21 protein-coding genes and 2 pseudogenes are annotated in these 25,110 nt (G+C 60.5%); 12 read left to right on the top strand and 11 right to left on the bottom strand.

Annotated features, from left to right (window positions below; translation table 11 throughout):
• Nucleotides 1–178 precede the first annotated feature (178 nt).
• Together EYC95_RS12255 and EYC95_RS12250 are read left to right on the top strand one after the other, a co-directional pair.
• On the top strand, nt 179–1,585 hold the full coding sequence (locus EYC95_RS12255) for an adenosylmethionine--8-amino-7-oxononanoate transaminase (protein WP_131060588.1): 1,407 nt from the start codon (nt 179–181) through the stop codon (nt 1,583–1,585).
• 240 nt (nt 1,586–1,825) lie between these two features.
• Complete coding sequence (locus EYC95_RS12250) at nt 1,826–2,545, top strand: 16S rRNA (uracil(1498)-N(3))-methyltransferase (RefSeq protein ID WP_131060587.1); 720 nt, start codon at nt 1,826–1,828, stop codon at nt 2,543–2,545.
• A gap of 115 nt (nt 2,546–2,660) precedes the next feature.
• Here EYC95_RS12250 and EYC95_RS12245 read toward each other — a convergent pair whose 3' ends face one another.
• Nucleotides 2,661–3,278 carry a hemolysin III family protein gene (locus EYC95_RS12245; RefSeq protein ID WP_131060586.1) on the bottom strand — a complete coding sequence of 206 codons (618 nt, stop codon included), beginning with the start codon at nt 3,276–3,278 and terminating at the stop codon, nt 2,661–2,663.
• A 129-nt stretch (nt 3,279–3,407) separates the two neighbouring features.
• Here EYC95_RS12245 and EYC95_RS12240 point away from each other — a divergent pair.
• Nucleotides 3,408–4,015, top strand: a pseudogene (locus EYC95_RS12240) (LysR family transcriptional regulator); the annotation flags it as partial.
• Here EYC95_RS12240 and EYC95_RS12235 read toward each other — a convergent pair.
• From EYC95_RS12235 to EYC95_RS12225, 3 genes and pseudogenes are all read right to left on the bottom strand, one after another.
• Nucleotides 4,015–4,779: pseudogene (locus EYC95_RS12235) on the bottom strand (malonate decarboxylase subunit alpha); the annotation flags it as partial. The pseudogenes EYC95_RS12240 and EYC95_RS12235 overlap by 1 nt on opposite strands.
• A 263-nt stretch (nt 4,780–5,042) precedes the next feature.
• Nucleotides 5,043–5,468, bottom strand: a complete 426-nt coding sequence (locus tag EYC95_RS12230) for a hypothetical protein (RefSeq protein WP_131060585.1) — start codon at nt 5,466–5,468, stop codon at nt 5,043–5,045.
• The gene (locus tag EYC95_RS12225) at nt 5,431–6,060 is read right to left on the bottom strand and encodes a nucleotidyltransferase domain-containing protein (RefSeq protein ID WP_131060584.1); all 630 of its coding nucleotides are present in this window, start codon (nt 6,058–6,060) and stop codon (nt 5,431–5,433) included. Before EYC95_RS12225 ends, EYC95_RS12230 begins: the two co-directional genes overlap by 38 nt.
• 440 nt (nt 6,061–6,500) lie before the next feature.
• Between EYC95_RS12225 and EYC95_RS12220 the strand changes: the two genes are divergently transcribed.
• Entirely contained in the window at nt 6,501–6,881 is a 381-nt protein-coding gene (locus tag EYC95_RS12220) for a DUF6124 family protein (protein ID WP_131060583.1), read from the top strand.
• A gap of 121 nt (nt 6,882–7,002) precedes the next feature.
• Here the strand turns inward: EYC95_RS12220 and EYC95_RS12215 are convergent, their stop codons facing one another.
• From EYC95_RS12215 to pilG, 6 genes are all read right to left on the bottom strand, one after another.
• The gene (locus EYC95_RS12215) at nt 7,003–7,473 is read right to left on the bottom strand and encodes a chemotaxis protein CheW (RefSeq protein ID WP_131060582.1); all 471 of its coding nucleotides are present in this window, start codon (nt 7,471–7,473) and stop codon (nt 7,003–7,005) included.
• A complete protein-coding gene (locus tag EYC95_RS12210; RefSeq protein WP_131060581.1) occupies nt 7,466–13,366 on the bottom strand; it encodes an Hpt domain-containing protein in 5,901 nt (1,966 codons plus the stop codon). Before EYC95_RS12210 ends, EYC95_RS12215 begins: the two co-directional genes overlap by 8 nt.
• Nucleotides 13,367–13,418: 52 nt before the next feature.
• The gene (locus tag EYC95_RS12205) at nt 13,419–15,476 is read right to left on the bottom strand and encodes a methyl-accepting chemotaxis protein (protein WP_131060580.1); all 2,058 of its coding nucleotides are present in this window, start codon (nt 15,474–15,476) and stop codon (nt 13,419–13,421) included.
• Nucleotides 15,477–15,622: 146 nt separating this feature from the next.
• On the bottom strand, nt 15,623–16,162 hold the full coding sequence (locus tag EYC95_RS12195) for a chemotaxis protein CheW (protein ID WP_131060579.1): 540 nt from the start codon (nt 16,160–16,162) through the stop codon (nt 15,623–15,625).
• Between the two features lie 10 nt (nt 16,163–16,172).
• Nucleotides 16,173–16,538 carry a twitching motility response regulator PilH gene (gene pilH, locus EYC95_RS12190; RefSeq protein WP_027926574.1) on the bottom strand — a complete coding sequence of 122 codons (366 nt, stop codon included), beginning with the start codon at nt 16,536–16,538 and terminating at the stop codon, nt 16,173–16,175.
• 57 nt (nt 16,539–16,595) lie between these two features.
• Nucleotides 16,596–17,000: a twitching motility response regulator PilG gene (pilG, locus tag EYC95_RS12185; protein WP_027926573.1), complete on the bottom strand. Its 405-nt coding sequence runs from the start codon at nt 16,998–17,000 to the stop codon at nt 16,596–16,598.
• Between the two features lie 234 nt (nt 17,001–17,234).
• On the opposite strand from pilG, the gene gshB reads away from it, so the two are divergent.
• From gshB to EYC95_RS12145, 7 genes are all read left to right on the top strand, one after another.
• Complete coding sequence (gene gshB, locus EYC95_RS12180; protein ID WP_131060578.1) at nt 17,235–18,188, top strand: glutathione synthase; 954 nt, start codon at nt 17,235–17,237, stop codon at nt 18,186–18,188.
• A 342-nt stretch (nt 18,189–18,530) separates the two neighbouring features.
• Nucleotides 18,531–19,430, top strand: a complete 900-nt coding sequence (locus EYC95_RS12175; RefSeq protein WP_131060577.1) for an energy transducer TonB — start codon at nt 18,531–18,533, stop codon at nt 19,428–19,430.
• A gap of 215 nt (nt 19,431–19,645) precedes the next feature.
• On the top strand, nt 19,646–20,218 hold the full coding sequence (locus EYC95_RS12165) for a YqgE/AlgH family protein (protein WP_131060575.1): 573 nt from the start codon (nt 19,646–19,648) through the stop codon (nt 20,216–20,218).
• The gene (gene ruvX, locus EYC95_RS12160; RefSeq protein WP_003195067.1) at nt 20,218–20,655 is read left to right on the top strand and encodes a Holliday junction resolvase RuvX; all 438 of its coding nucleotides are present in this window, start codon (nt 20,218–20,220) and stop codon (nt 20,653–20,655) included. Before EYC95_RS12165 ends, ruvX begins: the two co-directional genes overlap by 1 nt.
• A gap of 82 nt (nt 20,656–20,737) precedes the next feature.
• A complete protein-coding gene (gene pyrR / locus EYC95_RS12155) occupies nt 20,738–21,241 on the top strand; it encodes a bifunctional pyr operon transcriptional regulator/uracil phosphoribosyltransferase PyrR (protein ID WP_131060574.1) in 504 nt (167 codons plus the stop codon).
• 27 nt (nt 21,242–21,268) lie between these two features.
• Entirely contained in the window at nt 21,269–22,273 is a 1,005-nt protein-coding gene (locus EYC95_RS12150) for an aspartate carbamoyltransferase catalytic subunit (RefSeq protein WP_131060573.1), read from the top strand.
• Complete coding sequence (locus EYC95_RS12145) at nt 22,270–23,541, top strand: dihydroorotase (protein WP_131060572.1); 1,272 nt, start codon at nt 22,270–22,272, stop codon at nt 23,539–23,541. Before EYC95_RS12150 ends, EYC95_RS12145 begins: the two co-directional genes overlap by 4 nt.
• Nucleotides 23,542–23,653: 112 nt before the next feature.
• Here EYC95_RS12145 and EYC95_RS12140 read toward each other — a convergent pair whose 3' ends face one another.
• The gene (locus EYC95_RS12140) at nt 23,654–24,085 is read right to left on the bottom strand and encodes a TM2 domain-containing protein (protein ID WP_131060571.1); all 432 of its coding nucleotides are present in this window, start codon (nt 24,083–24,085) and stop codon (nt 23,654–23,656) included.
• 249 nt (nt 24,086–24,334) lie between these two features.
• Between EYC95_RS12140 and EYC95_RS12135 the strand changes: the two genes are divergently transcribed.
• Nucleotides 24,335–24,952 (top strand): C40 family peptidase, encoded by a 618-nt coding sequence (locus EYC95_RS12135; protein WP_131060570.1) that lies wholly within the window; start codon nt 24,335–24,337, stop codon nt 24,950–24,952.
• Nucleotides 24,953–25,110 lie beyond the last annotated feature (158 nt).

The raw sequence follows: 25,110 nt of genomic DNA, 5'->3' as shown, positions 1-25,110 counted from the left end.
TCAGACGACTCAAAGAACCGCGAAGAATACGTCAGCCATCAAAACGCCGCCAGCAACGTCTATCGACCTATACAAAGTAGCTCAATCGACACAATAGGTTGTCCCCGTGCGATGCATTGCATAGGCTTGCGCGATTGTTTGCCCGCGAAACCAGCGAGCCGCCTCGAGGAGACTGAACATGGGCCTGAATAATCAGTGGATGCAACGCGATCTCGCGGTGTTGTGGCATCCCTGCACCCAGATGAAAGACCACGAACAGCTGCCGCTGATCCCGATCAAGCGCGGTGAAGGCGTGTGGCTGGAAGACTTCGAAGGCAAACGCTACCTCGACGCCGTCAGCTCCTGGTGGGTCAACGTGTTTGGCCACGCCAACCCGCGCATCAACCAGCGCATCAAGGATCAGGTCGATCAGCTGGAACACGTGATCCTCGCCGGTTTCAGCCATCAGCCGGTGATCGAGTTGTCCGAGCGCCTGGTAAAGATGACGCCGGAAGGCCTGACCCGGTGCTTCTACGCCGATAACGGTTCGTCCTGCATCGAAGTCGCGCTGAAAATGAGCTTTCACTACTGGCTCAACCGCGGCCAGCCGAACAAAAAGCGCTTCGTCACCCTGACCAACAGCTACCACGGCGAAACCATGGCGGCGATGTCGGTGGGCGACGTGCCGCTGTTTACCGAAACCTACAAGGCGTTGCTGCTGGACACCATCAAGGTGCCGAGCCCCGATTGCTACCTGCGCCCCGATGGCATGAGCTGGGAAGAACACTCGCGCAACCTGTTCGCCGCCATGGAACAGACCCTGGCCGAGAACCACGACACCGTCGCGGCAGTGATCGTCGAGCCGCTGATCCAGGGCGCAGGCGGCATGCGCATGTATCACCCGGTGTATCTCAAGTTGCTGCGCGAAGCCTGCGACCGTTATGGCGTACATCTTATTCACGACGAAATCGCCGTCGGCTTCGGCCGCACCGGCACGATGTTCGCCTGTGAACAGGCCGGCATCCGCCCGGACTTCCTCTGCCTGTCCAAGGCCCTGACTGGCGGCTACCTGCCGCTGGCGGCGTGCGTGACGACCGAAGACGTCTACAGCGCTTTCTATGACGACTACCCGACCCTGCGCGCCTTCCTGCATTCGCACAGTTACACCGGCAATCCGCTGGCGTGCGCGGCGGCATTGGCGACGCTGGATATCTTCGAAGAAGACAACGTCATCGAGAACAACAAGGCGCTGGCTCAGCGCATGGCCAGCGCCACCGCACACCTGGCTGATCACCCGAACGTGTCGGAAGTGCGCCAAACCGGCATGGTGCTGGCCATCGAGATGGTCAAGGACAAGGCGACGAAAGAAGCTTACCCATGGCAGGAACGTCGCGGCTTGAAGGTGTTCCAGCATGCGTTGGAGCGCGGTGCTTTACTTCGACCGTTGGGCAGCGTGGTGTACTTCCTGCCGCCGTACGTGATTACGCCGGAGCAGATCGACTTTCTGGCTGAAGTGGCCAGTGAAGGCATCGACATCGCGACCCGTGATGGCGTCAGCGTGTCGGTGCCGAAGGACTTCCACCCCGGCTTCCGCGATCCGGGCTAAAGACCGACACAGTTCCCTGTGGTGGGAAGATTTATCTGTGGTGAGGGGATTTATCGAAACGTCGCACCGCCCCGTAGGGTCGCGAAGCGGCCCCAAATCCGGTAACCACGATTTATCAGTTAAACCGCATTAGCCGGATTGACGACTGCTTCGCAGCCGAACGGGGATAAATCCCCTCGCCACAAAAGCCAGATCGACCCCCATTACAATGCCGAACATCAGATTCAGTAGAGACCCAGCATGAGACTGTCCCGCTTCTTCATCGACGCCCCCCTGAGCATCGGCCAACACGAGTTGCCAGAAGCCCAGGCCCATTACATCAGCCGCGTACTGCGCATGGCCGAGGGTGATGCGCTGCAACTGTTCGACGGCTCGGGCCATGAGTTTCGCGCCACGCTGGTGGAGGTCGGCAAGAAGCGCGTCGTCGTGCAGATCGATGAAAGCTTCGCCGGGCAGGTCGAATCGACGCTTGCGATCCATCTCGGCCAGGGCTTGTCCCGTGGCGAGCGCATGGATTGGGCGATTCAGAAAGCCACTGAACTGGGCGTCACCGAAATCACCCCGATTTTCAGCGACCGCTGTGAAGTCCGCCTGAAGGACGAACGCGCCGACAAACGCCTGATGCACTGGCGCCAGGTTGCGATCAGCGCGTGCGAGCAATGCGGGCGTTCGCGGGTGCCGGTGATTCATCCGCCGCTGTTGTTGGCGGACTGGTTGAAGCAGACCGAGGCTGAATTGAAACTGGTGCTGCATCCTGTGGCTGAGCCCTTGGTGAGTCATGAGAAGCCTGGGACGTTGGCGTTTCTGATCGGGCCTGAGGGTGGGCTGTCGGATGCTGAAGTGGATCAGGCCAAGAGTGCCGGTTTTCATGCCGCTCGCCTCGGGCCTCGGGTGTTGCGGACAGAGACCGCGCCAGTGGTTGCACTGGCGGTGGCCCAGCAGCTTTGGGGTGACTTCTAGTCAGCCTTCGCGAGCAAGCCCGCTCCCACAGGAGATTTGTGGTAATTCACAAATCTTCAGCAACATACCGATTTAATGTGGGAGCGGGCTTGCTCGCGAATGGCCGCGACGCGGTTTAAAGGACATAAAACAAAATCGCGACAAAGTGCAGCAAACTCCCCGCAATCACGAACAAATGCCAGATCCCGTGCGCATGCCGCAACCGATGATCCAGGGCAAAAAAGACAATCCCGACGGTGTACAACACCCCGCCCGACGCCAGCCAGGCGAACCCTGTACTGCCCAGCGCCGCGAGCAACGGCTTGACCGCCACCAACACAATCCAGCCCATCACCGCATAAATCACGATCGACAGAATCCGCGCTTCCGACCGCGGCTTGATCTCTTGCAGGATGCCGATCAGCGCCAGCCCCCAGACAATCCCGAACAACGTCCAGCCCCAGGGCCCGCGCAACGTCACCAGGCAAAACGGCGTGTAACTGCCGGCGATCAGCAGGTAGATCGAAAAGTGATCGACTTTCTGCATGATCGCTTTCTTGCGCCCGCGCACGCTGTGGTAAACGGTCGATGCGCTGTAAAGCACCATCAAGGTAAATCCGTAAATCGCCACGCTGACGATCTTCCACGGGCTGCCGTCCATGCTGGCAATCACCACCATCCACACCACCCCGACCGTCGCTGCCACCGCCCCGACCAGATGCGTCCAGGCGTTCAATCTTTCCCCGTGATACATGTATTGCTCACCTCAAAATTCGTTACAACATCGCGCAAGGCTCAGCCCTTGAGATTAAAAGCGCAATGTTTCAGATCACAATTTCCCTCATACGTGCACAATCGAGCCATTCGAGTAAGAGTCCACGCCATGCTGATCGACGAAGAGTTGACCCTGAAAAAACTCGAGGTGTTCCTCGCCTTCATGCGCACCGGCAACCTGGCCCGGGCCGCCGCCGAATCGCAAACCAGCAACGTCAGCGTGCACCGGGCGATTCACTCTCTGGAAAGCGCCCTGCGCTGCCCGTGTTCAAACACGAAGGCCGCAACCTGACACCGTTGGAAAGTGCTTATGTGCTGGAAGAACGGGCGCAGAAGCTGTTTCAGGACGTGGTCGAAACCGTGCGTCTGACCCGTGAAGCGGCCGGATTCTCGGCTGAACGCTTCAAGCTCGGCTCGTTGTATTCGCTGACGGTGAAGACCGTGCGGCAGTTGATCATGGGCCTGAAAATCCGCCGCAGCGAACTCAACATCGACCTGATCCTCGGCTCGAATTTCGACCTGCTGTACAAGCTCAAGAACATGGAAGTCGACGCGATCCTGGTGTCCTTGGACGACAGCGTCAACAACCCGGACTGCAAGCAGATTCCGCTGTTTTCCGATGACATCTTCCTGGCCACGCCGGCGGATTCGAAGTTTGCCCAGCGGGCGGAAGTTGACCTGGCCGAAGTGCGCGAAGAAACGTTCATCACCCTGACGTGGTTCAGGGACTGGACGTTGTGTTTCTCGTAGATCCCGCGGATCGCCATCATCGCCATCAACACGTGCACAGGCTTGATGTGGCGTGGGTCGCGGGTGAACAGCGGTTCGATGTAGAACGGCTGGTCGGCCACCACCACGAAGTCGACCCCGGACGCGGGGATGTCGACGCGCAGCAGGTCGCTGACATCGTCCACCAGTTGATTGACCTGGACGATGACGATGCCGTCGCTGAACGCGGCCGGTTCGATCAATGCGGGTGTGTCTTCGGTGCTCGGGCCGGTATAGATGTTGTCGGCGCGGTCGGCCATGAAACCGGCCGAGAGCACGACGCTGGGAATCAGGTCGACCACCAGCCGCGCATAGAGCTCGATGTAAGTGTGGATCGCACCGATTTCCAGCAGGCCATCTTCCAGTAACTGGCTGATGCGCAGGCTCTGGGTGCCGGCGAAGGAGAAGTCGAGCTTGCGGACGATCAGGTCCAGGTGCTCAGAACGGCCGACGCTGGGCATGATCATGTGCATGTCATGCAGCTTGGCGGGATCGGCCTTGGCCAGGGTGTGGGAGAGGAAATCCGCCTGCTTCTGGTTATTGCCCTCCAGCACCACGCGGTCGCCGGGCAGAATCAACGCTTCCAGCGCGGCGACGATGTTGTCGGTGGGCAACACCACACCATCGGCCAGGCTGCGCACCAGTTCGAGACGCCGCTGCTTTTCGCTGCGCCGCCGCGTCCATCGCGAGTCGGGGGATATTGTTGTTGTCATGACCACTCCACGGGTTCGCTGTCGTGGGAGTCACCTTAGGAGTGTTGGGTGGGGGCATCAATCAAGCAGAGTGGTGGATTGTTACGGTCAGGGTAATGGTTAGCGTAGAGTTGCGGTGACTGTACCGACCCCTTCGCGAGCAAGCCCGCTCCCACATTGGTTCATTGGTGTACTCAGGTTGGGGTACGAATCAAATCAAATGTGGGAGCGGGCTTGCTCGCGAAGGGGCCAGAGCGATCACCGCTGTTTTCAATGAAGAATAATTACAGACCAGCCATCTGCTGCTGCACACGAACCAGCAACTGCTCAGCGCTTTCCAACAACTGCGCCAACAACGCCGGATCTTCGTCCATATAGCCTTCGTACTCCGCCAGGTTTCGTCGCTCATGGCACAGCGCGAATAACCGAACCTGCACTTTGCCAATATCAGCGGTATGAACCAGGCACTGAAACACCAGGTATCTCTTGTCTGAGCGGTAACCACACAAGCGAAGAGCCGTCAGAGCCAAGGCATGGGCGGCGTTGTAAGCCAGGTCAAAACGGCTTGCGAAGGAAAGCGAAGACGTTTGCGCATCTTTCAATCGATCCACAGCGGAACGCATCAGCCCTTCGCATTCCTTGCGGTCCGGCGGTTCGGCTTTCAATCCACCGCTACGTAACAGGTTCTCCAGATTCTCGTTGCTGCCCATCCTTGGACTCCAAAGGGTTTTCCCCCATCAGGTTGATCTTGTCCTGCTGCGCCACCCGCACCACAAAGCTGTTTTCAGCCACCAGTTTTGCAGCCCAGTCGTCGGGGGTGTAGAGCGTCGGGTTGAGGACGCGGCCCAGTTGTTCCTCCAGAGGCATGAGCCGCTCCATCACTTCACTGTAGTGAAGGCTTTCGCCGATCAGCATGAGATCAATGTCACTGGATGCGTTTGCCGAATCCTTGGCGATCGAACCGTACACAAATGCCCAGGTGATCTGTTCGGCAAAGGGTTGCAGCGCTTGGCGTAGGGGCTCGGCAATACCAAAAGTCTTGCGGACGATGCCTGACAGTTCGGCATAGATCGGGCATTGCGGATTGGCTTGATAGTGGGTCTGGTTGCCCTGACGGCTCAGGGTCAGCACACCGGCCTGCTGCAATCGATCCAACTCGCGCATGAGGCTACCTTTACCCACTTGAGCCCAGCGGGCGATCTCGTTAGCGTAAAAACTGCGGTCGGGTTTGCCGAACAACAAGCCCAGCACTTTTTGCTGAGTGGTCGTGAACAGGGCTTCGCTGAGGGAAAGGTTTTTCACAGTGGCAACCGATGAGTCCCAAAAAGGGAACGATAGGTCCCTTTTTGGGAATCTTCAACCTGTCGCGAGCCGAATGGGGATTTGTGTTTAAACATTTGTCCGCAGGAACGGTGAGAGGCTACGCCGTCTGGCGTCGCGGCCTACAGCAATGCCGGAAGCCGCTGACTGGTGCGCTTTGGTGTAGATCTTTATCGTTTATGGGTCGCTGCCAATTCAGCGACCGGGATTGGAACCCCGTGGTGTTAACGAGGCAAAAACGCCTTCCATAACGTATGCTTGCGCACCTTTAATGGGTGCACTCCGTTATGGCGGCTGTGCGCGGGAGACCTTAGAGTCTGTCGGGTTTTGTCCGTTTGCCCGGGTTCCAACCCGCGTACAGCTGCCACCCCTTCGATTGGAACCCGATGGAGCAGCTGAAACTCATTAAATGGAGCTTCACTATGTTCAAACCAACTCCCAATCCGCCGGAATCCGACACCGGTTCCGAAGCAACCCTCGAAGCCGAAAAACTCAAGGAAGCCGCCGACCGCGTCTTTTCCTACTACTTCCCACCCCATGAAAAACCGGGCAAGCGCCGCAAACATCACCTCTTCAGCGTCTCCCCCGATATCGATACCGAAGCCCTGCTGGCCAACGCCTCTGAAGACTTGCTGTCCATCAGCGCCATTGCGGCCGATCTGGCGGACGATGTTGAAGGATCACGCCGCTCGGTAGCCCTGGCGCTCAGTCGAATGGCCGATGGTGTGCAGTTGTTGGTGGAGCGGGCGCTGGATCACCATGAGTCGTTGCAGATGCAGCTGCGGGCTCAGGCCAAGGTTTAGCCGTCAGGTCATGATCGTTCCCACGCTCTGCGTGGGAATGCAGCCCGGGACGCTCTGCGTCCCTTCAACAGCCGAACGCGGAGCGTCCGAAGAGGCATTCCCACGCGGAGCGTGGGAACGATCAGTGGGCTAACCCTGCTGTAACAAGCAACTCCTCCAGCGCCAGCAAGTCAGGCACTTTGGCCACTTGCTCCCCCACCTGCACCGCCGCCTGTTCCAGCGAACACAGCGGCACATCCACATAACTCAACTGACTGTCGAGCTTGTACGACCGTGGAATCCCCTGCACCAGTAGCGCAATGAACTTCAGCTCCGGGCGCCCACCAAGGGCATTGAGAATCACGATCCGCGCCCGCTCGCCGATGACGATTTTACTGCCGCACGCCGACTCGAAACTCAGCAATGGAATCTGCCGATCCCGCCACTTCACCAACCCCAGATACCACGGTGGCGTGTCCAGATCGAACGCCCCCGGTTGATAGTCGATCAACTCCGCCACCGCCACGTTGGGCAGAATCAGATTGCGGTCAGCCAACGGCAACAGCAGGCCGGTCAGATTGTTGGTGCGCTGGTAAAAATGGGGATCAAGCATGGGTTTTGCTCCACAGGGCGATGCTGTCGAGCAGCACCGATTCCTGGTACGGCTTGCCGAGGTAGTCGTTGACGCCGATGGCCATGGCGCGGTCGCGGTGTTTCTGGCCGGTGCGGGAGGTGATCATGATGATCGGCAAGTGCTGCAAACGTTCGTCACTGCGCACTTGGGTCGCCACTTCGAAACCGTCCATGCGCGGCATTTCGATGTCCAGCAGCATCAGGTCGGGCATGTGTTCTTCGAGCAGCAGCATGGCGTCGACCCCGTCCTTGGCGGTCAGCACGTTCATGCCGTGGCGTTCCAGCAGACGGCTGGTGACCTTGCGGACGGTGACCGAATCGTCGACCACCAACACCAGCAGCGGTTTATGCGGCTCGACCTCCGCGTCCTGGGTCTGCGTGCGCTGCGGCACCTGCGCCTGCATGGCGCGGATTGGCGCCAGCAAGTCGAGAATCAGCACCACCCGGCCATCGCCAAGAATCGTCGCCCCGGACAGCCCCTGCACCGACGCAAACTGCGGGCCGAGGCTTTTGACCACGATCTCCCGAGTGCCGGCCATGGAGTCAACCTGCACGGCGATATGCCGCTCGTTGCATTGCACCAGCAATACCGGCAGCGGCAGGCTCTGGCCCAACAGTTTCGGGCGGGTGCTGGTTTTCAGCAGCTCGCCGAGGTAGCACAGTTCGTAACGCTGTCCGGCGTATTCGTAGGTCGGCGGATCGAGCCGGTAATGCCCTTCAAGTTCGTTGGGCAACACGCGAACGATGCCATCGATGGTGTTCAGCGGGATCGCGTATTGATCCTCCAGGCATTGCACCATCAGCGCGCGGTTGACCGACACGGTAAACGGCAGGCGAATGCGGAAGTGCACGCCCTGCCCCGGTGTCGAGTCGATGACCATGGTGCCACCGAGCTGCCGGACTTCTTCGTGAACCACGTCCATGCCCACGCCACGCCCGGAGATCTGGGTGATTTTCTCGGCGGTGGAGAACCCCGGTTGCAGGATGAATTGCAGCACTTCGCGGTCGCTGATATCGGCGTCAGGGGCCAGCAAGCCGCGCTTGATCGCCTTGCGCCGTACAGCGTCCAGCGGCACGCCCGCGCCGTCGTCGCGGATGTCGAAAATGATGTCGCCGCCCTCGCGGGACAGGTCGAGCGTGATCCGACCCTGAGCCGGTTTGCCCGCCGCGATACGCACCTCGGCCGATTCCAGACCGTGGTCCACGGCGTTGCGCAGCATGTGCTCCAGCGGTGCCGCCATGCGTTCGAGCACGTTGCGATCCATCTCGCCTTCGGCGTTGCCGACCACAAACTCGACGTCTTTGCCCAGCTCACTGGAGACCTGGCGGACGATGCGTTTCAAGCGCGGCAGCATTCGTTCGAAAGGCACCATGCGCGTACGCATCAAGCCTTCCTGCAACTCGGTGTTGATCCGGCCCTGCTGTTGCAGCAGGTTTTCCGCGTCCTGATTGCGGCGGTCGAGGGTTTCCTTGAGGTCGAGCAGGTCGGAGGCGGATTCGAACAGCGCCCGCGACAACTGCTGCAACTGCGAGTGACGGTCCATTTCCAGCGGATCGAATTCTTCGTAGCCCAGACGTTCGGCTTCGACTTGCTGGCGGCTGAGAATCCGTCCCTGGGTTTCGGTATCGAGTCGCCGCAATTGATCGCGCATGCGTTCGATGGTGGTTTCCATCTCGCTCAGGGCCACCCGCGCATCGTTGACCTGTTGCTCGATACGGCCACGGAAGATCGACGTTTCACCGGCCAGATTGACCAGATCATCGAGCAGCTCTGCCGAGACCTTGACCATGTCGGCGCCCGCTTCGGCTTGCGGCACGGGCGTGTCCGGTTTCGGCGCGGTGGGCAGCACCACTGGCGTATCGAGAACGGCGGGATGACTGAAGTTCTTGATCGCGTCGATCAACCGATCGGCCGGCGGCAAGGGCTGACCGGCGCGGGTGGCATCGAGCATTTGTGCCAGTCGGTCGTGACTGCTTTGCAGCAGCGCGAACAGCGCGGGAGTCGGTTGCAGCACGCCTGCGGAGAGGCCTTCGTAGAGAAATTCCAGCTCATGGGCGAGGTCGCCGATGGGGGCAATTTCCACCATCCGCGCGCCACCCTTGAGCGTGTGCAAGTCGCGCAACAGGGTTTCCACTTCCTGGCGGTTCGACGGCTCGGCTTGCCAGCGCACGAGGGCCGCGCCGGAGTTTTCGATGATGTCGAAACCTTCCTCAAGGAAGATGTCCAGCAATTCGGGATCATGCCCCGGCGAGTCATTGGCCGGCGCGGGTTCCGCCACTTCGGCGGTGTTGGCGTTGCCCTGACGGAACTCGCGAATCGCCTCGATCAGCTCGTTCGGGGCACCCAGGACGTGCTGGTTTTGAAGCTGTTCAAGCAGCACCGCGAGGCGGTCATGGCTCTGTTGCAGCAGCTGCGCCAAGGTTTCGCTGTGGCTGTAACGGCGGTCCACCAGGCCTTCGTAAAGACTTTCCAATTCATGGGCCAGGTCGCCGACCGGCTCGACCTCGGCCATCCGCGCACCACCCTTGAGGGTGTGCAAATCGCGCTGCAAGGACGACAGCGGCGCGGCGTTTTCCGGGTCGCTCAGCCAGCGCTGCAGGGCCTGGCCGGCGCTCTCAAGGATATCCACGGCTTCTTCGAGGAAGATCGAAACGATCTCATCGTCCAGCTCGACCTGGGTCGCGGTCTGTTCCAGTTCCGCGGTGGCGCTGCCCAGTTCCCGGATGCTCAGGGTACGGCTGCCGTCGCTGCGGATCAGGCCCATGGACGACGGATCCAGGCTTTCATCCAGCAAGCCGCGCAAGGCCCGGATGCGTTCCGGTTGCGGGCTGACTTCCTGGCCGGCGGCGAGTTCGTCGAGCATGTTGATCAGCGCTTCGTGGGCACTTTGCGCCTCGTGAAAAAACCGGTCGCTGACCGCCAGGCTGCTTTCTTCGACCGCGCCGTACAGGTCGAGCAACGCTTCGCAAAGTTCATCCACCGGGTGCAGATCGGCGAGGTGTGCGCCTTCGCCCAACGTGGTCAATTCGTCCAGCAACGCGCTGAGTTCCTGACGCTCGCCGGGGTGCTGCTGCCAGCGCTGCAACAGGCTTTCGGCGTCCAGCAGGATGTCCATGCCCTGGGCCAGGAAATTGTTGATCAGCTGCGGATCGCGCTTGGTCCGCAGCGCGGTGTTCGGCGCTTTCAAGAGCGCGTCCAGACGCTCGGCAAGCAGCGCCTTGGTGCGCTCAATCAACGAATGAGCGCCCGGAATTTCGGCCAGCGGATCACCCTTGAGTTGCCGCAACCCGAGGCGGAACAGACCTTCGGCTTCCAGCAGCAGTTCGACTTCGTCGAGGTCGAGGGCGATCAGGTGCGCCTTGTACTCACGGGCGAGTTGATCCAGCGGCGTCGCCAGCTCGGCGATTGGCAAGACGCCGGCCATCGAGGCGCTGCCTTTCAAGGTGTGCAACGCCCGTTGCAACTCGTCGCTGGCCTGCAGCGGCACATGCTCGGCGGCTTGATCGAGGAAGCGGTTGAGGCTGGCGAGATGGGTCTCGGCTTCCTTGCGGAAGATCTCCAGCAACAGCGGATCGAGTGCCGCGACGTCCTGAGTATCTTCATCGCTGGCAGGCGTATCGCCCTTGGCGAGGGCATGGGCGCGAGCGGCCAATTGGTCGACGTCGTTGCGCTGTCGCTGGGCATTGGCGGCGTATTCGGCCACCAGCTCCGGCAGCAGGTTCAGTGCATCGCCGAGCAATTGTTGCACCGCCGCCCCAGGCGCAACACTGTGTTCCAGCACCCGGTTGAGCAGGTTTTCCACCGCCCACGCCAGCTCGCCCAGCACCAGCGCACGGACCATCCGGCCACTGCCTTTCAAGGTGTGGAACGCCCGGCGCAGTTCACTCAAGGCGGGTACATCGCCGGGAGTGGCCGCCCAGCGCGGCAAATATTCCCGGAGGATATCCAGGACCTCATCAGTTTCTTCGAGGAAGACTTCCCGCAGTTCATCGTCCACCGGTTCTTCGCCGGCGGGCGGTGGCAGCAGGCTGCCCGGGGTGGTCAGGGCTGGCGGATTGACCGAAGACACTGGGCTGGCCAAAACATCGGCCAGCGACTGGACGGTATCCGGATCATCGAGTTCCTGAAGGCCCTGCATCACCTGGGCTTCACTCGGGCTGAGCACATCCTCAAGCATCGGCACATGCTGTTCGCTGGGGAAAAACCCGAGTGAGGCCAGGCTTTTTTCCGCCACGTCGAGCAATTGTTCGCCCGGTGCCTCGGGGTCGTCGCTGAGACGTTCCAGGTAGTACTCGATGCTGGTGATGACGTCAGCCAGGCTGTCCAGTTCCTGCCAGCCGGGCTGGTCCGGGTCCAGCAGCAGATGCTCGCGAATGAAGTGGTTGCAGGTTTCGATCAGGCTCGCCGCACGGTTTAACGGAATCATCGACAGCGCGCCGCGCACTTGGGTCAGCAACGCCGGCAATGCCTGCAAATGCCGGCGGTCCCAGTCGGCGTCGATGTAGTCGACGATCATGTCCTTGGCCTGTTGCAGGCAGATGCGCGCTTCCTTGATCACGATCTGATGGATCTGCGTCAGGTCGGTGGTCGGCAGGTGACTTTCTTCCTGGCTCTCCGGCTCAACGGTGCCGACCATGCCGGCCAGCGTCGCTTCGACGTAGAGCAAGGCCCCGGCGACGTCCATGAGAATGGCGTCGTTGGGTTCGCGCTGGCCCTGAGCAAGGCTCAGCACCACCGCCAGTTGATCGATGATGACTTTGCGCGGCTGGCCGAAACCCAGCACCGCCAGGGTGTCGGCGATTTGCCGCAGCGGCGCCAACAGGGTTTCGAGGTCTGAGGTGTGCTGGCGGTCACTGCGCACGAACAGATCGAGGCGCTCCTTGACCCGCACCAGCTCCTCACAGAGCGCGGCCAGCACCGAGCGCATGGCGTCACGGTCAGGACCGGCCAGGCGGACGCGTTCTTCGTCGACCATTGCGCTGTCAGGCAGCGCGTCGTCCAGTGAGTAACGATCTTTCATGGTCAGCATCTGCCCGGTGGGGTGTTCGGCCTTGGCAATGTAGAACAGCAAACTCTTGAGCAACTCCGGCGGTGCCGGCTGATTGATGCCGCGTATGCCCTGTTCGAGCAGGCGTTTGAGTTCTTTGTCGGCATCCTTGAACAGGCTGCGCAGCGCGGGGCTGTTGGCAATCGAGCCACCGCGCATGCCTTCGACCAGCGCCGAGGCAACTTGCCACAACGGGCTCAAGGGCGCGTTGCCGCACAGCCCTTCAAGGTGTGAAAAAACCTTGGTCAGATAACCGAGGTTAGTGTCGTCATCCTGCTCGCGCAGCAATCCGACCAAGGCCATTTGCAGCATCTGCCGCAACTTGCGCAGCACAGTGGGTAAATCTGCCGGTTCAAGCAATGCCAGCAACTCTTCGTCCAGCGCCGGCAGGTCGAGCAATTGCGGGCTGAACAGACTGGTTTCCGACAACAGGCTTTCGCCCCGGGCACTGCGCAAGTCGTTGATCAACGGCAGCACCACCAAGGGCAGGTCACGGCGCGCACCTTGCACCCGGTCGAGGTAGATCGGCAGTTGCCCGATGGCTTGCAGTAACAGGTGAAGCGCCTCGTCGCGATGGCTGACGCGGTTCTGCTGCAAGGCGGTGGCCAGTTGTTCCATTTCTTCGGCGAGCAGGGCCGCGCCGTAGAATTCGACCATCTGCAAGCTGCCGTGAACCTGATGGATGCACGCCAGGCAATCGCTCAGGGCGTGCGTCGCCTGAGGGTCATCAAGCAGGGTTTCGATTGCTTGATGAGCCACTTTCAGCGTTTCGGCAATCACGCCTTTGACCCACTCAAGGGCCACATAGTCGTGCCGATCACCCATAACCACTCCAAATCACTGCTCTACTCAAAAAAACGCAAACGCCTGCGGGCCTTCACACTTTATCCACAGCTTGCGCCTTGGCCGCCGGCAAGGTGAAACCGGACACCGATCGCCGTAGCTGACTGGCCATTTTCGCCAGGTTGCCGATGCTCTCGGCGGTGGCGGTGGAGCCCGATGACGTCTGCGTGGTGATCTGCTGGATCACATTCATCGTCAGGGAAATTTGACCGGCCGAAGACGTCTGCTGCTGCGCTGCGTTGGAAATGCTCTGGATCAGCGCCGCCAGGGTCTTCGATACCCCTTCGATTTCTTCCAGGGCCACTCCGGCATCCTGCGCCAGACGCGCGCCGCGCACCACTTCGGTGGTGGTTTGCTCCATGGAAATCACGGCTTCGTTGGTGTCGGTCTGAATCGCCCGCACCAGGGTTTCGATCTGCCGGGTGGCGGCGGACGAACGCTCGGCCAGCCGCTGCACTTCGTCAGCCACCACCGCAAAACCGCGCCCGGCGTCGCCGGCCATCGAGGCCTGAATCGCCGCGTTGAGCGCGAGGATGTTGGTCTGGTCGGCAATGTCATCGATCAGGCTGACAATGTCGCCGATTTCCTGCGAGGACTCACCCAGACGCTTGATCCGCTTGGCGGTGTCCTGAATCTGCTCGCGAATGTTGTCCATGCCGTGGATGGTGTTGTGCACCACCTCGTTGCCCTTGTTGGCGATCTCCACCGAACGCTCGGCCACCGCCGAGGACTCGGCAGCGTTCGCCGAGACCTGGTCGATGGACTGGGCCATGTCGTTGATCGCCGTGGAGGCTTCGCTGATCTGTTGCGCCTGATGCTCCGAAGCCTGGGCCAGGTGCATGGCGGTGGCCTGGGTTTCCTGCACGGCGGCGGCGACCTGGCCGGCGGTGAGGTTGATGGTTGCCACCAGGTCGCGCAGTTGATCGACGGAATAGTTGATCGAATCGGCGATGGTCCCGGTGAAGTCTTCGGTCACCGAGGCGGTCACGGTCAGGTCGCCGTCGGCCAGGTCTTCGATCTCGTCGAGCAGGCGCATGATCGCGTTCTGGTTACGCTCGTTCTTCTCGGCGGTTTCGCGCAGCTGGCGATTGGTTTCGCGAACCATCACCAGGCCGATGAGGATGATCGACATCAGCGCCAGCAGGCCCAGCACATAGCCGCCGATGGTGTCGGTGTCGCGTCCGCCGGCCAGGTTTTCGAACCCGGTGGCCAGGTGCGAGGCTTCGTCGAGCAAGGTTTGCGACAAGGTGAAAATGTTGCTCGCCGATTCGCGAACCTTGAACAGCTCCGGCGAGGTTTCGAGGATCTCATCAACAGAGCCGGAGACGAATTCGAACAGTTCGGAAATCTCGGTCAACCGGGCGCGAGCATCGCGGTCTTCGACCTGGCTGACCCGCAGCGACGCATTGCCCTGGAGCATGCCGTTGAGCACCTGACCGAATCGCGCGGCGTCACGACCGAAAGCGTCGGCGGCCTGCTGCGAGTTTTCATCGCCGGACAGCACAGTATTCACCGCGCCCAGAATGCGTTCGGCCAACAGCGACTGACGCTGGGCCATGGCGACCTGACCGGCCGGAGCACCGCGCTGCAAGAGGATTTCGACGACTTTTTCGTATTCGACCTGCAACTGCGGCACGGTTTCAGCCAGCGTCGCGGCGACCTGATGCAGCGACAGTACGGTCTGTTCGCTGGAGAGGATCGCGTCGGTGTTTTTCAGCAAGCGTTCCCAGTCGAGCTGCACGGCGCGCATTTCCGGGCGCACGGTGGACGGTGCCGGCGGCAGGCCGGTGGCCGGATCGCCTTTCTTCAGATAACCCCAACGCTGGGCGAAGTCGTTGCGTGCATCGCTCAGCAGCTTGAACGCGGCAGCCTTGCCGGCAGCGGCTTCGGTGGCGTTTTTGGCGATGCGTTGGGACAGCACGCGCAACTCGCCGGCGTGGCCGATGTACTGTTTGTCGTACGTGGCTTGAGTGTTGAGGTAAGCGAAGTTGGCGAACAGCAGCATGATGAAGATGATCAGCGCGATGAACAGCACGATGATCTGCGAGCGGCTGCGCGATCCTTCTGGCTTGCCTGTCTTTGTTTTTATCATCGGTCCTCGCCTGTACTGCCCAATTCAACGACGCTCTTGTAGGAGCGAGGCTTGCCCGCGAAGAACGAAAACGCGGTTTTTCTGTAACTCCGCGTCGCCTGCTTCGCGGGCAAGCCTCGCTCCTATAAAGTTGCATGTCGCCTTGATTACAACGCTACATGCATAAAGCTTTGCGACTGCGCCAACGTAAACGGACTGAACACCTGCCAGCTCTGCTCACGCTGAAACCGGCCTTTGACGAACGCTGAAATCGGCCCGTGCAGATCGGCCATCAATACCGGCTCCAGACTGTCCTGGGCAAAGTGCTGCAAGCCGAAGACTTCGTCGACCATCAACCCGGCAAACACTTCGCCGTGTTCCACCACCAACACCCGCCGCTGTTTACGCAGGGTCGACTGTTCATGACCGAAGAAGCCGCACAAATCCATGATCGGCAGCAATCGCCCGCGCAGGTTGGCCACACCCTTGACCCAGGGTTTGACACCCGGCAATTGGGTGAAACGCGGTTCGTGCAGGACTTCGCTGACTTCACCCATGGGCGCGACATACCAGTGCTCGCCCAGGCGAAAACCGATGCCGCTCCAGCGGTCCTGTCGGGTCGGCTGGGACGGCAAATCCGCCGCCAGCAGACGACAGCGCTGGTCGATCTGCAGCAGCAGTTCGAAAGCCGTCAGCGACTCGGTCATGGCCGGACGATCAACCGGCCAGCACGTTGTTCAGGGTTTTGATCAGGGTCTCTTCGTCGACCGGTTTGGTCAGGTAATCCTTCGCGCCCTGGCGCGTGCCCCAGACTTTGTCGGTTTCCTGATCCTTGGTGGTGATGATGATCACCGGGATGTGCCCGGTGTCCGGGTCTTTGGTCAACTGGCGGGTCGCCTGGAAACCGTTGAGGCCGGGCATGACGATGTCCATCAGCACGGCGTCAGGTTTTTCCTGGCGGGCCAAGGCCACGCCGTCAGCGCCGTTTTCGGCTTTCAACACTTCATGACCGTGCTTTTCCAGCATGCCGGTCAGTTTGTACATTTCGGTCGGCGAATCATCGACGATCAGAATACGTGCCATGGTCTTCCCCATTCTTGTCGACGCCGGGCCCGCTGGCCGAGCGTCACTGTGCGTGTCCTACTGCGGCAAAACGGCGGCGAAGCCCGGTACATGGGCCTGGATCGCGTTCAGCAGCTCTTCCTTGCTGAAAGGCTTGGTCAAAAACTGGTCGGAGCCGACGATGCGCCCCTTGGCCTTGTCGAACAGCCCGTCCTTGGACGACAGCATAATCACTGGCGTGGACTTGAACGCACTGTTGTTCTTGATCAACGCGCAGGTCTGATAGCCATCCAGGCGCGGCATCATGATGTCGACAAAGATGATGCCGGGGTGATTGTCGGCAATCTTCGCCAGGGCATCGAAACCGTCGATGGCCGTGATGACCTCACAACCCACGTTCTTCAACAGCGTTTCGGCGGTGCGACGAATCGTCTTCGAATCGTCGATCACCATGACCTTCAAGGCGCTGGAATGCTGGTCCATAAATGCTCTGCCGTCGCCTTTGCGAATCAAATTGTCCATTTCCGATAACCGGAGCCTCGAAACCCTTGATGTTTAAGGGCCAGAACGATATGGCAGCCTTTTTAGCACAGTCTCCAAATGCAATCTATCGGGCGACTGGCACGGTGGTTTTTCCTTGACCGGGAACACACTGAGCGCCACTCTGACGCCACTTTTTGATAGCTGTTAAGCCACCCCAAATTCGAGGAAAAACCCATGAGCGTTCGCGTCGGGATTGTCATGGATCCTATTGCCAGCATCTCCTATAAAAAGGATAGCTCGCTGGCCATGCTGCTGGCCGCACAGAAGCGCGGCTGGGAACTGTTCTATATGGAGCAGCGCGATTTGTATCAGGGTGAAGGCGAGGCCCGTGCGCGGATGCGTCCGCTGAAAGTCTTCGCCAACCCGGAAAAATGGTTTGAACTGGAAGCCGAGACCGACGCGCTGCTGAGCGATCTGGACGTGATCCTGATGCGCAAGGATCCGCCGTTCGACATGGAGTTCGTCTACTCCACTTACCTGCTGGAGCAAGCCGAGCGCGCTGGCGTGCTGGTGGTCAACAAGCCGCAAAGCCTGCGTGACTGCAACGAAAAGCTGTTCGCCACGCTGTTCCCGCAGTGCACGCCGCCGACCGTGGTCAGCCGCCGCGCCGACGTGCTGCGTGAATTCGCCGCCAAGCACGGCGACGTGATCCTCAAGCCGCTGGACGGCATGGGCGGCACCTCGATCTTCCGTCATCGCGCGGGCGATCCGAACCTGTCGGTGATTCTGGAAACCCTGACCGCGCTGGGCACCCAGCAGATCATGGGCCAGGCCTACCTGCCGGCGATCAAGGACGGCGACAAACGCATCCTGATGATCGACGGCGAGCCGGTGGATTACTGCCTGGCGCGGATTCCTGCCGCTGGCGAAACCCGTGGCAACCTCGCCGCTGGTGGTCGCGGCGAAGCTCGCCCGCTCAGCGACAAGGATCGCTGGATCGCTGCACAGGTCGGCCCGACCCTGCGCGAGAAAGGCCTGCTGTTCGTGGGCCTGGACGTGATTGGTGAGCACCTGACCGAAATCAACGTCACCAGCCCGACCTGCATTCGCGAGATTGATAACGCGTTCGGCACCGACATCGGTGGCCTGCTGATGGATGCCATCGATCAGAAGCTCAAGGCTCGTTGATATAGAACAGGAGGGTCTGTTGACGTTTGGTAGCGAGCCGCGTTGCTGGGCCAAACTGCGCGAGGCAAGGCGCGGGATGCCGCCAATGGTTGTTCCCTTGGCAAATCCTGCAACGCAGCCTCGCGCAGTTTGGCACGCAACCCGAAGGGACGGGGCCCACTGGATGCAGGGCTGCGTTACTCGGAACTTATTTGAAACAACCAAACCGCGTTCCTCGCGCCTTGCCCTGCATCCAGTGGGCCTCCGTCGCGGCCGCTACCAAACGTCAACAGACCCTCAGATGAATCCAACATTGCGTTATCATGCGCGGCCCGTGAAAAACGCGATGTTGGTTCTTTTGTCATGACTCTCCCGTCCGATCTGCCCGCTGAACTCGCCCATCGTGGCGTGCGCCCGGCCGATCGCCTCGGATTTACCCTGTTTCTCGCGGCGTTGATTCACCTGGCCTTGCTGTTGGGCGTCGGCTTTACGATGGTCGAACCCCAGCAGATCAGCAAAACCCTGGAAATCACCCTCGCCACCTTCAAAAGCGAAAAGAAGCCTGCGAAAGCTGATTTCCTTGCCCAGGAAAATCAGGAAGGCAGCGGCACCCTGGATAAAAAGGCGATTCCCAAGACCACCGAGGTCGCGCCGTTTCAGGACAACAAAGTGCAAAAAGTCACGCCACCGCCGGCCGCCAAGCCGCAAGTGCAGGAAGCGCCGCCCAAGGCTGCCGTGACCACCGTGGCGCCGAAGCCGAAAAAAGCCCCGGCGAAGAACGAAGAGGTCAAGCCACTCACCAAACCTGCCGTGGCGGCGCCGACGTTCGACACCGAGCAGCTGTCCAGCGACATCGCCAGCCTGGAAGCGGAACTGGCCAACGAACAACAGCTGTACGCCAAGCGCCCGCGCATCCACCGACTGAGCGCCGCGTCGACCATGCGCGACAAGGGCGCCTGGTATAAGGACGAGTGGCGCAAGAAGGTCGAGCGCATCGGCAACCTGAATTACCCCGACGAAGCGCGTCGCAAGCAGATCTACGGCAATTTGCGCCTGATGGTCTCGATCAACCGCGACGGCTCGCTGTATGAAGTGCTGGTGCTCGAGTCATCCGGGCAACCGCTGCTGGATCAGGCCGCCCAGCGCATCGTGCGGCTGGCGGCACCGTTTTCGCCGTTTACCGGGGATTTGTCGGATATAGACCGACTGGAAATCATCCGCACGTGGAAATTCGCGCGCGGCGACCGGTTGTCCAGTAATTGACCGATTGATTTGTATTGACTGAGCCGACGCCTTCGCGGGCAAGCCTCGCTCCTACAGATTTTGTATGTTTCGCGAAAATGGCGCATGACCTGTAGGAGCGAGGCTTGCCCGCGAAGAGGCCCTCAAGCAAACCCAAATCAAAAAGACACCCGCGCAGGTATTTCCTGTGCATCCCCAGCTTGTCAGTTCGCCCCTCCAACGCCACACTAGCGCTCATGAAGAACGTCAGCCCCAGCTACCTCAAGCATCACTTCCTGATCGCCATGCCTCACATGGCCGACCCGAACTTTGCGCACACCTTGACCTACATCGTCGAGCACACGGCCAATGGTGCCATGGGGCTGGTGGTCAACCGGCCGCAAGACCTGAATCTGGCCGATATCCTCGAGCAATTGCGCCCCGACATCGAACCGCCCGTGCTCTGCCAGCATGTGCCGATCTTTATCGGCGGCCCGGTGCAGACCGATCGCGGTTTTGTCCTGCACCCTTCGGGCAAGACCTTTCAGGCAACCGTTGATCTGGAAGGCGACCTTTCCTTGTCCACCTCCCAAGACGTGCTGTTCGCCATCGCTGACGGCGTTGGCCCGGCCAAAAGCGTGATCGCCCTCGGTTACGCCGGCTGGGAAGCCGGGCAGCTCGAAGCCGAACTGGCTCAGAATGCCTGGCTGACCTGCCCGTTCGAAGCCGACATCCTGTTCAACACCAGCAGCGAGTTGCGCCTGGAAGCGGCGGCCAAGCTCCTCGGGGTCAATCTCAGCCTGCTCACCAGCCAGGCGGGGCACGCCTGATGGCCCTGCGCCTTATTTTGGGTTTCGACTACGGCACCAAACAGATCGGCGTTGCGGTCGGCCAGGTGATTACCGGCCAGGCCCGCGAGCTGTGTACCTTGAAAGCGCAAAACGGCGTTCCCGACTGGAATCAGGTCGAAGCCCTCATTAAAGAGTGGAAGCCTGATGCTGTGGTCGTCGGCCTGCCGCTGAACATGGACGGCACGCCGAGCGACATGTGCCTGCGCGCGGAGAAATTCGCCCGCCGCCTCAATGGCCGCTACAACCTGCCCTTCTATACCCACGACGAGCGCCTGACCACCTTCGAAGCCAAGGGTGAACGGCGTGATCGCGGCGGACAAAAGGGCAGCTACCGCGACAACCCGGTCGATGCCATCGCCGCCGCCCTGCTGCTGCAAGGCTGGCTCGACGAAAACACCGCACTGTTCGAATCCTGAAGAGCCGTAACAAGCGACTCTCTATAGCGACAACCCGAGCCACCTCCAGCACCACCCGGCTCGGGCCCAAGAAGGAGCAACCATGAGCCTGCCCAATCCCGCCGAACTGATCAGCCAGATGGCGATCCGTCTCAAGGCACATCTGGAACACCGTGGCATCAGCGAACCGCGCTACATCGGCATTCGTACCGGCGGTGTCTGGGTCGCCCAGGCGTTGCTCGAAGAACTGGGCAGCGATTCGCCGCTCGGCACTCTGGACGTGTCCTTCTACCGCGATGACTTCAGCCAGAACGGCCTGCACCCGCAAGTGCGCCCATCCGCGCTGCCGTTCGAGATCGAAGGCCAGGACCTGGTGCTTATCGACGACGTACTGATGAGCGGCCGCACCATTCGCGCCGCGATGAATGAACTGTTCGACTACGGCCGCCCGGCCAGCGTGACGCTGGTGTGCCTGCTGGACCTGGACGCCGGCGAGCTGCCGATCCGCCCGAATGTAGTCGGTGCGACGCTGGCGCTTGCAGCCCACGAGCGGGTGAAACTGTCCGGCCCGGAACTCAAGCTCGAACTGCAAGACCTCGCCCTTTAATTCGCCCTATTGAGAGTCCCCCTCGCGATGACGCCTCTAGAAACCAAGCGCCCGCTGCAGCTCAATGATCAGGGCCAGCTGCGCCACTTCCTCTCGCTCGACGGTTTGCGCCGCGAGCTGCTGACGGAAATCCTCGACACCGCCGACTCGTTCCTCGAAGTCGGCGCCCGGGCGGTGAAAAAAGTCCCGTTGCTGCGCGGCAAGACCGTGTGCAACGTGTTCTTCGAGAACTCCACCCGCACCCGCACCACCTTCGAACTGGCGGCCCAGCGGTTGTCGGCGGACGTGATCACGCTGAACGTGTCCACCTCGTCGGCAAGCAAGGGTGAAACCCTGCTCGACACCCTGCGCAACCTTGAAGCCATGGCCGCTGACATGTTCGTCGTGCGTCACGGTGATTCCGGCGCGGCGCACTTCATCGCCGAACATGTCTGCCCGCAAGTGGCGATCATCAACGGCGGCGACGGCCGTCACGCGCACCCGACCCAGGGAATGCTCGACATGCTGACGATTCGTCGGCACAAGGGCAGCTTCGAAAACCTCTCGGTGGCCATCGTCGGCGACATCCTGCATTCACGGGTGGCGCGCTCGAACATGCTGGCGCTGAAAACCCTCGGTTGCCCGGACATCCGCGTCATCGCACCGAAAACCCTGCTGCCGATCGGCATCGAGCAATACGGCGTGAAGGTTTACACCGACATGACCGAAGGCCTGAAAGACGTCGACGTGGTGATCATGCTGCGCCTGCAACGCGAGCGCATGACCGGCGGCCTGCTGCCGAGCGAGGGCGAGTTCTACCGCCTGTTCGGCCTGACTACTGCGCGCCTGGCCGGGGCCAAACCGGATTGCATCGTCATGCACCCGGGGCCGATCAACCGTGGAGTGGAGATTGAGTCGGCGGTGGCCGACGGCCCGCACTCGGTGATCCTCAACCAGGTTACCTACGGCATCGCGATTCGTATGGCCGTGTTGTCCATGGCCATGAGCGGGCAGACAGCCCAGCGCCAATTCGAGCAGGAGAACGCCCAGTGAAGCTCAGCATTCTCGGCGCCCGTGTTATCGATCCAGCCACTGGCCTGGATAAAGTCATCGACATTCATATTGAAGCCTGCAAAATCGTCGCCCTTGGCGCCGCGCCCGCCGGCTTTGTGCCCGTCGACACCCTCGACGCCAAAGGCCTGGTGGCCGCTCCTGGCCTGGTTGACCTGAACGTCGCCCTGCGTGAGCCGGGTTACAGCCGCAAAGGCTCTATCGTCAGTGAAACCCGCGCCGCCGCGGCCGGTGGCGTGACCAGCCTGTGCTGCCCGCCGAAAACCAAACCGGTACTGGACACCTCGGCCGTGGCCGAACTGATCCTCGACCGTGCCCGCGAAGCCGGCAACACCAAAGTCTTCCCGATTGGCGCCCTGAGCAAAGGCCTGGAAGGCGAACAGCTCGCCGAACTGGTCGCCTTGCGCGATGCCGGTTGCGTGGCCTTCGGCAACGGCCTCGACAGTTTCCGCAACACCCGCACGCTGTGCCGGGCGCTGGAATACGCCGCAACATTCGACCTGACGGTGATTTTCAACTCTCAGGACCACGACCTGGCCGAAGGTGGCCTGGCCCACGAAGGCCCGACCGCGAGTTTCCTCGGCTTGCCGGGCATTCCGGAAACCGCTGAAACCGTGGCCCTGGCCCGGGACCTGCTGCTGGTCGAGCAAAGTGGCGTGCGTGCGCACTTCAGCCAGCTCACCAGCGCTCGCGGCGTGGCCCTGATCGCTCAGGCTCAGGCCCGCGGCTTGCCGGTGACCGCCGATGTGGCGCTTTATCAACTGATCCTGACCGACGAAGCGCTGATCGACTTCAGCAGCCTCTATCACGTCCAGCCGCCGCTGCGCACCCGCGCCGACCGCGATGGCTTGCGTGCAGCGGTGAAGTCGGGCGTGATTTCGGCGATTTCCAGCCATCACCAGCCGCACGAACGGGACGCCAAACTGGCACCGTTTGGCGCAACCGAGCCGGGGATCAGCAGTGTTGAACTGTTGCTGCCATTGGCGATGACGCTGGTGGAGGATGGGTTGCTGGATCTGCCGACGCTGTTGGCACGACTCAGCACCGGACCTGCCGAGGCGTTGCGACTACCAGCGGGCAAGTTGGCCGTAGGTGGGCCGGCGGACATCGTGCTGTTTGATCCGGCGGCTTCGACCGTGGCCGGTGACACCTGGTTATCCAAAGGTGAGAACTGCCCGTTCATTGGGCATAGCCTGCCAGGCGTCGTGCGTTACACCCTGGTGGATGGGCGGATTAGCCACCAGGCTTAAGACCGAGTTGCCTGCAATCGCGAGCAGGCTCGCTCCCACATTTGATCTTTGGCGAGCACAGATATTGTGTTCACTGGAGATCCACTGTGGGAGCGAGCCTGCTCGCGATGGCTTACTGGAAGGTTCCTCTGTTCTGGGCGTTACGCACAGAAACCTGGTCATTCAGCGTCCAGAAGTCATACAAAACCCCCAGAAAGAACAACCCACCCGTCACCAGGTACAGCAACCCGCTGATCCACTTCCCTTGATACATCCGGTGTACGCCGAATACCCCGAGAAACGTCAGCAGAATCCACGCAACGTTGTACTCGATGGGTCCGGCGGTGAAACGCAGGTCCGCTTCACGGTCCATGGCCGGGATCAGGAACAGGTCGATCAGCCAGCCAATGCCGAGCAAACCGAAGGTGAAAAACCAGATCGTCCCGGTCACCGGCTTGCCGTAATAGAAGCGGTGAGCCCCGGTAAAACCAAAAATCCACAGCAGATAGCCGATCATTTTGCTGTGCGTGTCTTGCTGCGGGCCGGCCTGTTGATAGGTGTTCATGAAGGACCTCGATTCACACGATAGATAAATATTCTTGAATTCTTTGTGACTTTTTTACAGGTTGCCGACGTATGGCAAATGTTAACGTGGGTTCCGTCAAAGCCTTATACCACCTGACTTCTGTCAGACAATTGCGTCCATTTGCCGCTTATTTGGTTCCGTTGCCTCCAAGTTGAATCGACCAACGGCCTCGGAACGTCAAAAAAAGCTGTTATAAAGTTGCGCGCCAACCCATATGAGCCTTGCCTAATGCGTCCATTTTTCAAGACATGGCTAACCATTTGCCTTTTGATGCCACTGGCCGCCCACGCCACCAATCGTGAGCAACGTCTTCCAAACGTTAATGGTTACACCCAAAAATCCCATGTTTCTGCTCCTTCGAGCAAAAACAAGAAATCCGAAAAACGTGTTCCACAGCTGGTCAGCAAAAGCAGCCTTGTTCCGCCAATGGCGACCAAGGAAAGCAGCAACGTGCTGAGTCGCGCGGTCAATGTCCTCGGTACACCTTACCGTTGGGGCGGCAGCAGCCCAAGTAAAGGGTTCGATTGCAGCGGCCTGGTGAAATACGCGTTCAACGACGCCACGTTTGATCTGCCACGCACGTCCAATGCCATGGCCAGCGGTCATGGCGAGAAAGTCGATCGCAACGATCTGAAGCCAGGCGACCTGATCTTCTTCAACATCAAGAGCCGTCGAGTCAATCACGTTGCCATCTACCTGGGCAACGACCGATTCATCCACGCACCACGTCGTGGCAAGTCGGTGACCATTGACACCCTGAAGAAACCGTACTGGGAAAGCCACTACGTGGTTGCCAAGCGGGTTCTGCCGAAAGAGAAGAACACCATTCAGGTGGTTCAGCGCTGATTTGAAGTCCCCTTCGCGGGCAAGCCTCGCTCCTTGTATGTTGACCCTGATTCCAACGAGAGAGGTTACGCTTAAGGATTCATACAACAGCAAGTGCGTTTCTGGGGGAGGCCGATCGCTCCTGAAGGCAGGATTTGCTCCTGACCTTGTCTGTAGAG

Source organism: Pseudomonas sp. BGI-2 (assembly GCF_004310295.1).
In the GTDB taxonomy this organism is placed as follows: Bacteria; Pseudomonadota; Gammaproteobacteria; order Pseudomonadales; family Pseudomonadaceae; genus Aquipseudomonas.
The sequence above is the reverse complement of the archived record's forward strand: the minus strand, read 5'-3'. Positions and strand labels throughout refer to the sequence as shown.

Excerpts from the sequence above, each read along its gene's own strand:
- pilG (WP_027926573.1), bottom strand. The coding sequence starts at position 17,000 with ATGGACCAGCATTCCAGCGCCTTGAAGGTCATGGTGATCGACGATTCG.
- EYC95_RS12135 (WP_131060570.1), top strand. The coding sequence starts at position 24,335 with ATGCGTCCATTTTTCAAGACATGGCTAACCATTTGCCTTTTGATGCCA.
- EYC95_RS12215 (WP_131060582.1), bottom strand. The coding sequence starts at position 7,473 with ATGCTTGATCCCCATTTTTACCAGCGCACCAACAATCTGACCGGCCTG.
- EYC95_RS12175 (WP_131060577.1), top strand. The coding sequence starts at position 18,531 with ATGACTCTCCCGTCCGATCTGCCCGCTGAACTCGCCCATCGTGGCGTG.
- EYC95_RS12245 (WP_131060586.1), bottom strand. The coding sequence starts at position 3,278 with ATGTATCACGGGGAAAGATTGAACGCCTGGACGCATCTGGTCGGGGCG.
- pyrR (WP_131060574.1), top strand. The coding sequence starts at position 20,738 with ATGAGCCTGCCCAATCCCGCCGAACTGATCAGCCAGATGGCGATCCGT.
- EYC95_RS12140 (WP_131060571.1), bottom strand. The coding sequence starts at position 24,085 with ATGAACACCTATCAACAGGCCGGCCCGCAGCAAGACACGCACAGCAAA.
- EYC95_RS12210 (WP_131060581.1), bottom strand. The coding sequence starts at position 13,366 with ATGGGTGATCGGCACGACTATGTGGCCCTTGAGTGGGTCAAAGGCGTG.
- EYC95_RS12205 (WP_131060580.1), bottom strand. The coding sequence starts at position 15,476 with ATGATAAAAACAAAGACAGGCAAGCCAGAAGGATCGCGCAGCCGCTCG.
- ruvX (WP_003195067.1), top strand. The coding sequence starts at position 20,218 with ATGGCCCTGCGCCTTATTTTGGGTTTCGACTACGGCACCAAACAGATC.
- EYC95_RS12150 (WP_131060573.1), top strand. The coding sequence starts at position 21,269 with ATGACGCCTCTAGAAACCAAGCGCCCGCTGCAGCTCAATGATCAGGGC.
- EYC95_RS12165 (WP_131060575.1), top strand. The coding sequence starts at position 19,646 with ATGAAGAACGTCAGCCCCAGCTACCTCAAGCATCACTTCCTGATCGCC.
- EYC95_RS12220 (WP_131060583.1), top strand. The coding sequence starts at position 6,501 with ATGTTCAAACCAACTCCCAATCCGCCGGAATCCGACACCGGTTCCGAA.
- EYC95_RS12230 (WP_131060585.1), bottom strand. The coding sequence starts at position 5,468 with ATGGGCAGCAACGAGAATCTGGAGAACCTGTTACGTAGCGGTGGATTG.
- pilH (WP_027926574.1), bottom strand. The coding sequence starts at position 16,538 with ATGGCACGTATTCTGATCGTCGATGATTCGCCGACCGAAATGTACAAA.
- gshB (WP_131060578.1), top strand. The coding sequence starts at position 17,235 with ATGAGCGTTCGCGTCGGGATTGTCATGGATCCTATTGCCAGCATCTCC.
- EYC95_RS12195 (WP_131060579.1), bottom strand. The coding sequence starts at position 16,162 with ATGACCGAGTCGCTGACGGCTTTCGAACTGCTGCTGCAGATCGACCAG.
- EYC95_RS12255 (WP_131060588.1), top strand. The coding sequence starts at position 179 with ATGGGCCTGAATAATCAGTGGATGCAACGCGATCTCGCGGTGTTGTGG.
- EYC95_RS12250 (WP_131060587.1), top strand. The coding sequence starts at position 1,826 with ATGAGACTGTCCCGCTTCTTCATCGACGCCCCCCTGAGCATCGGCCAA.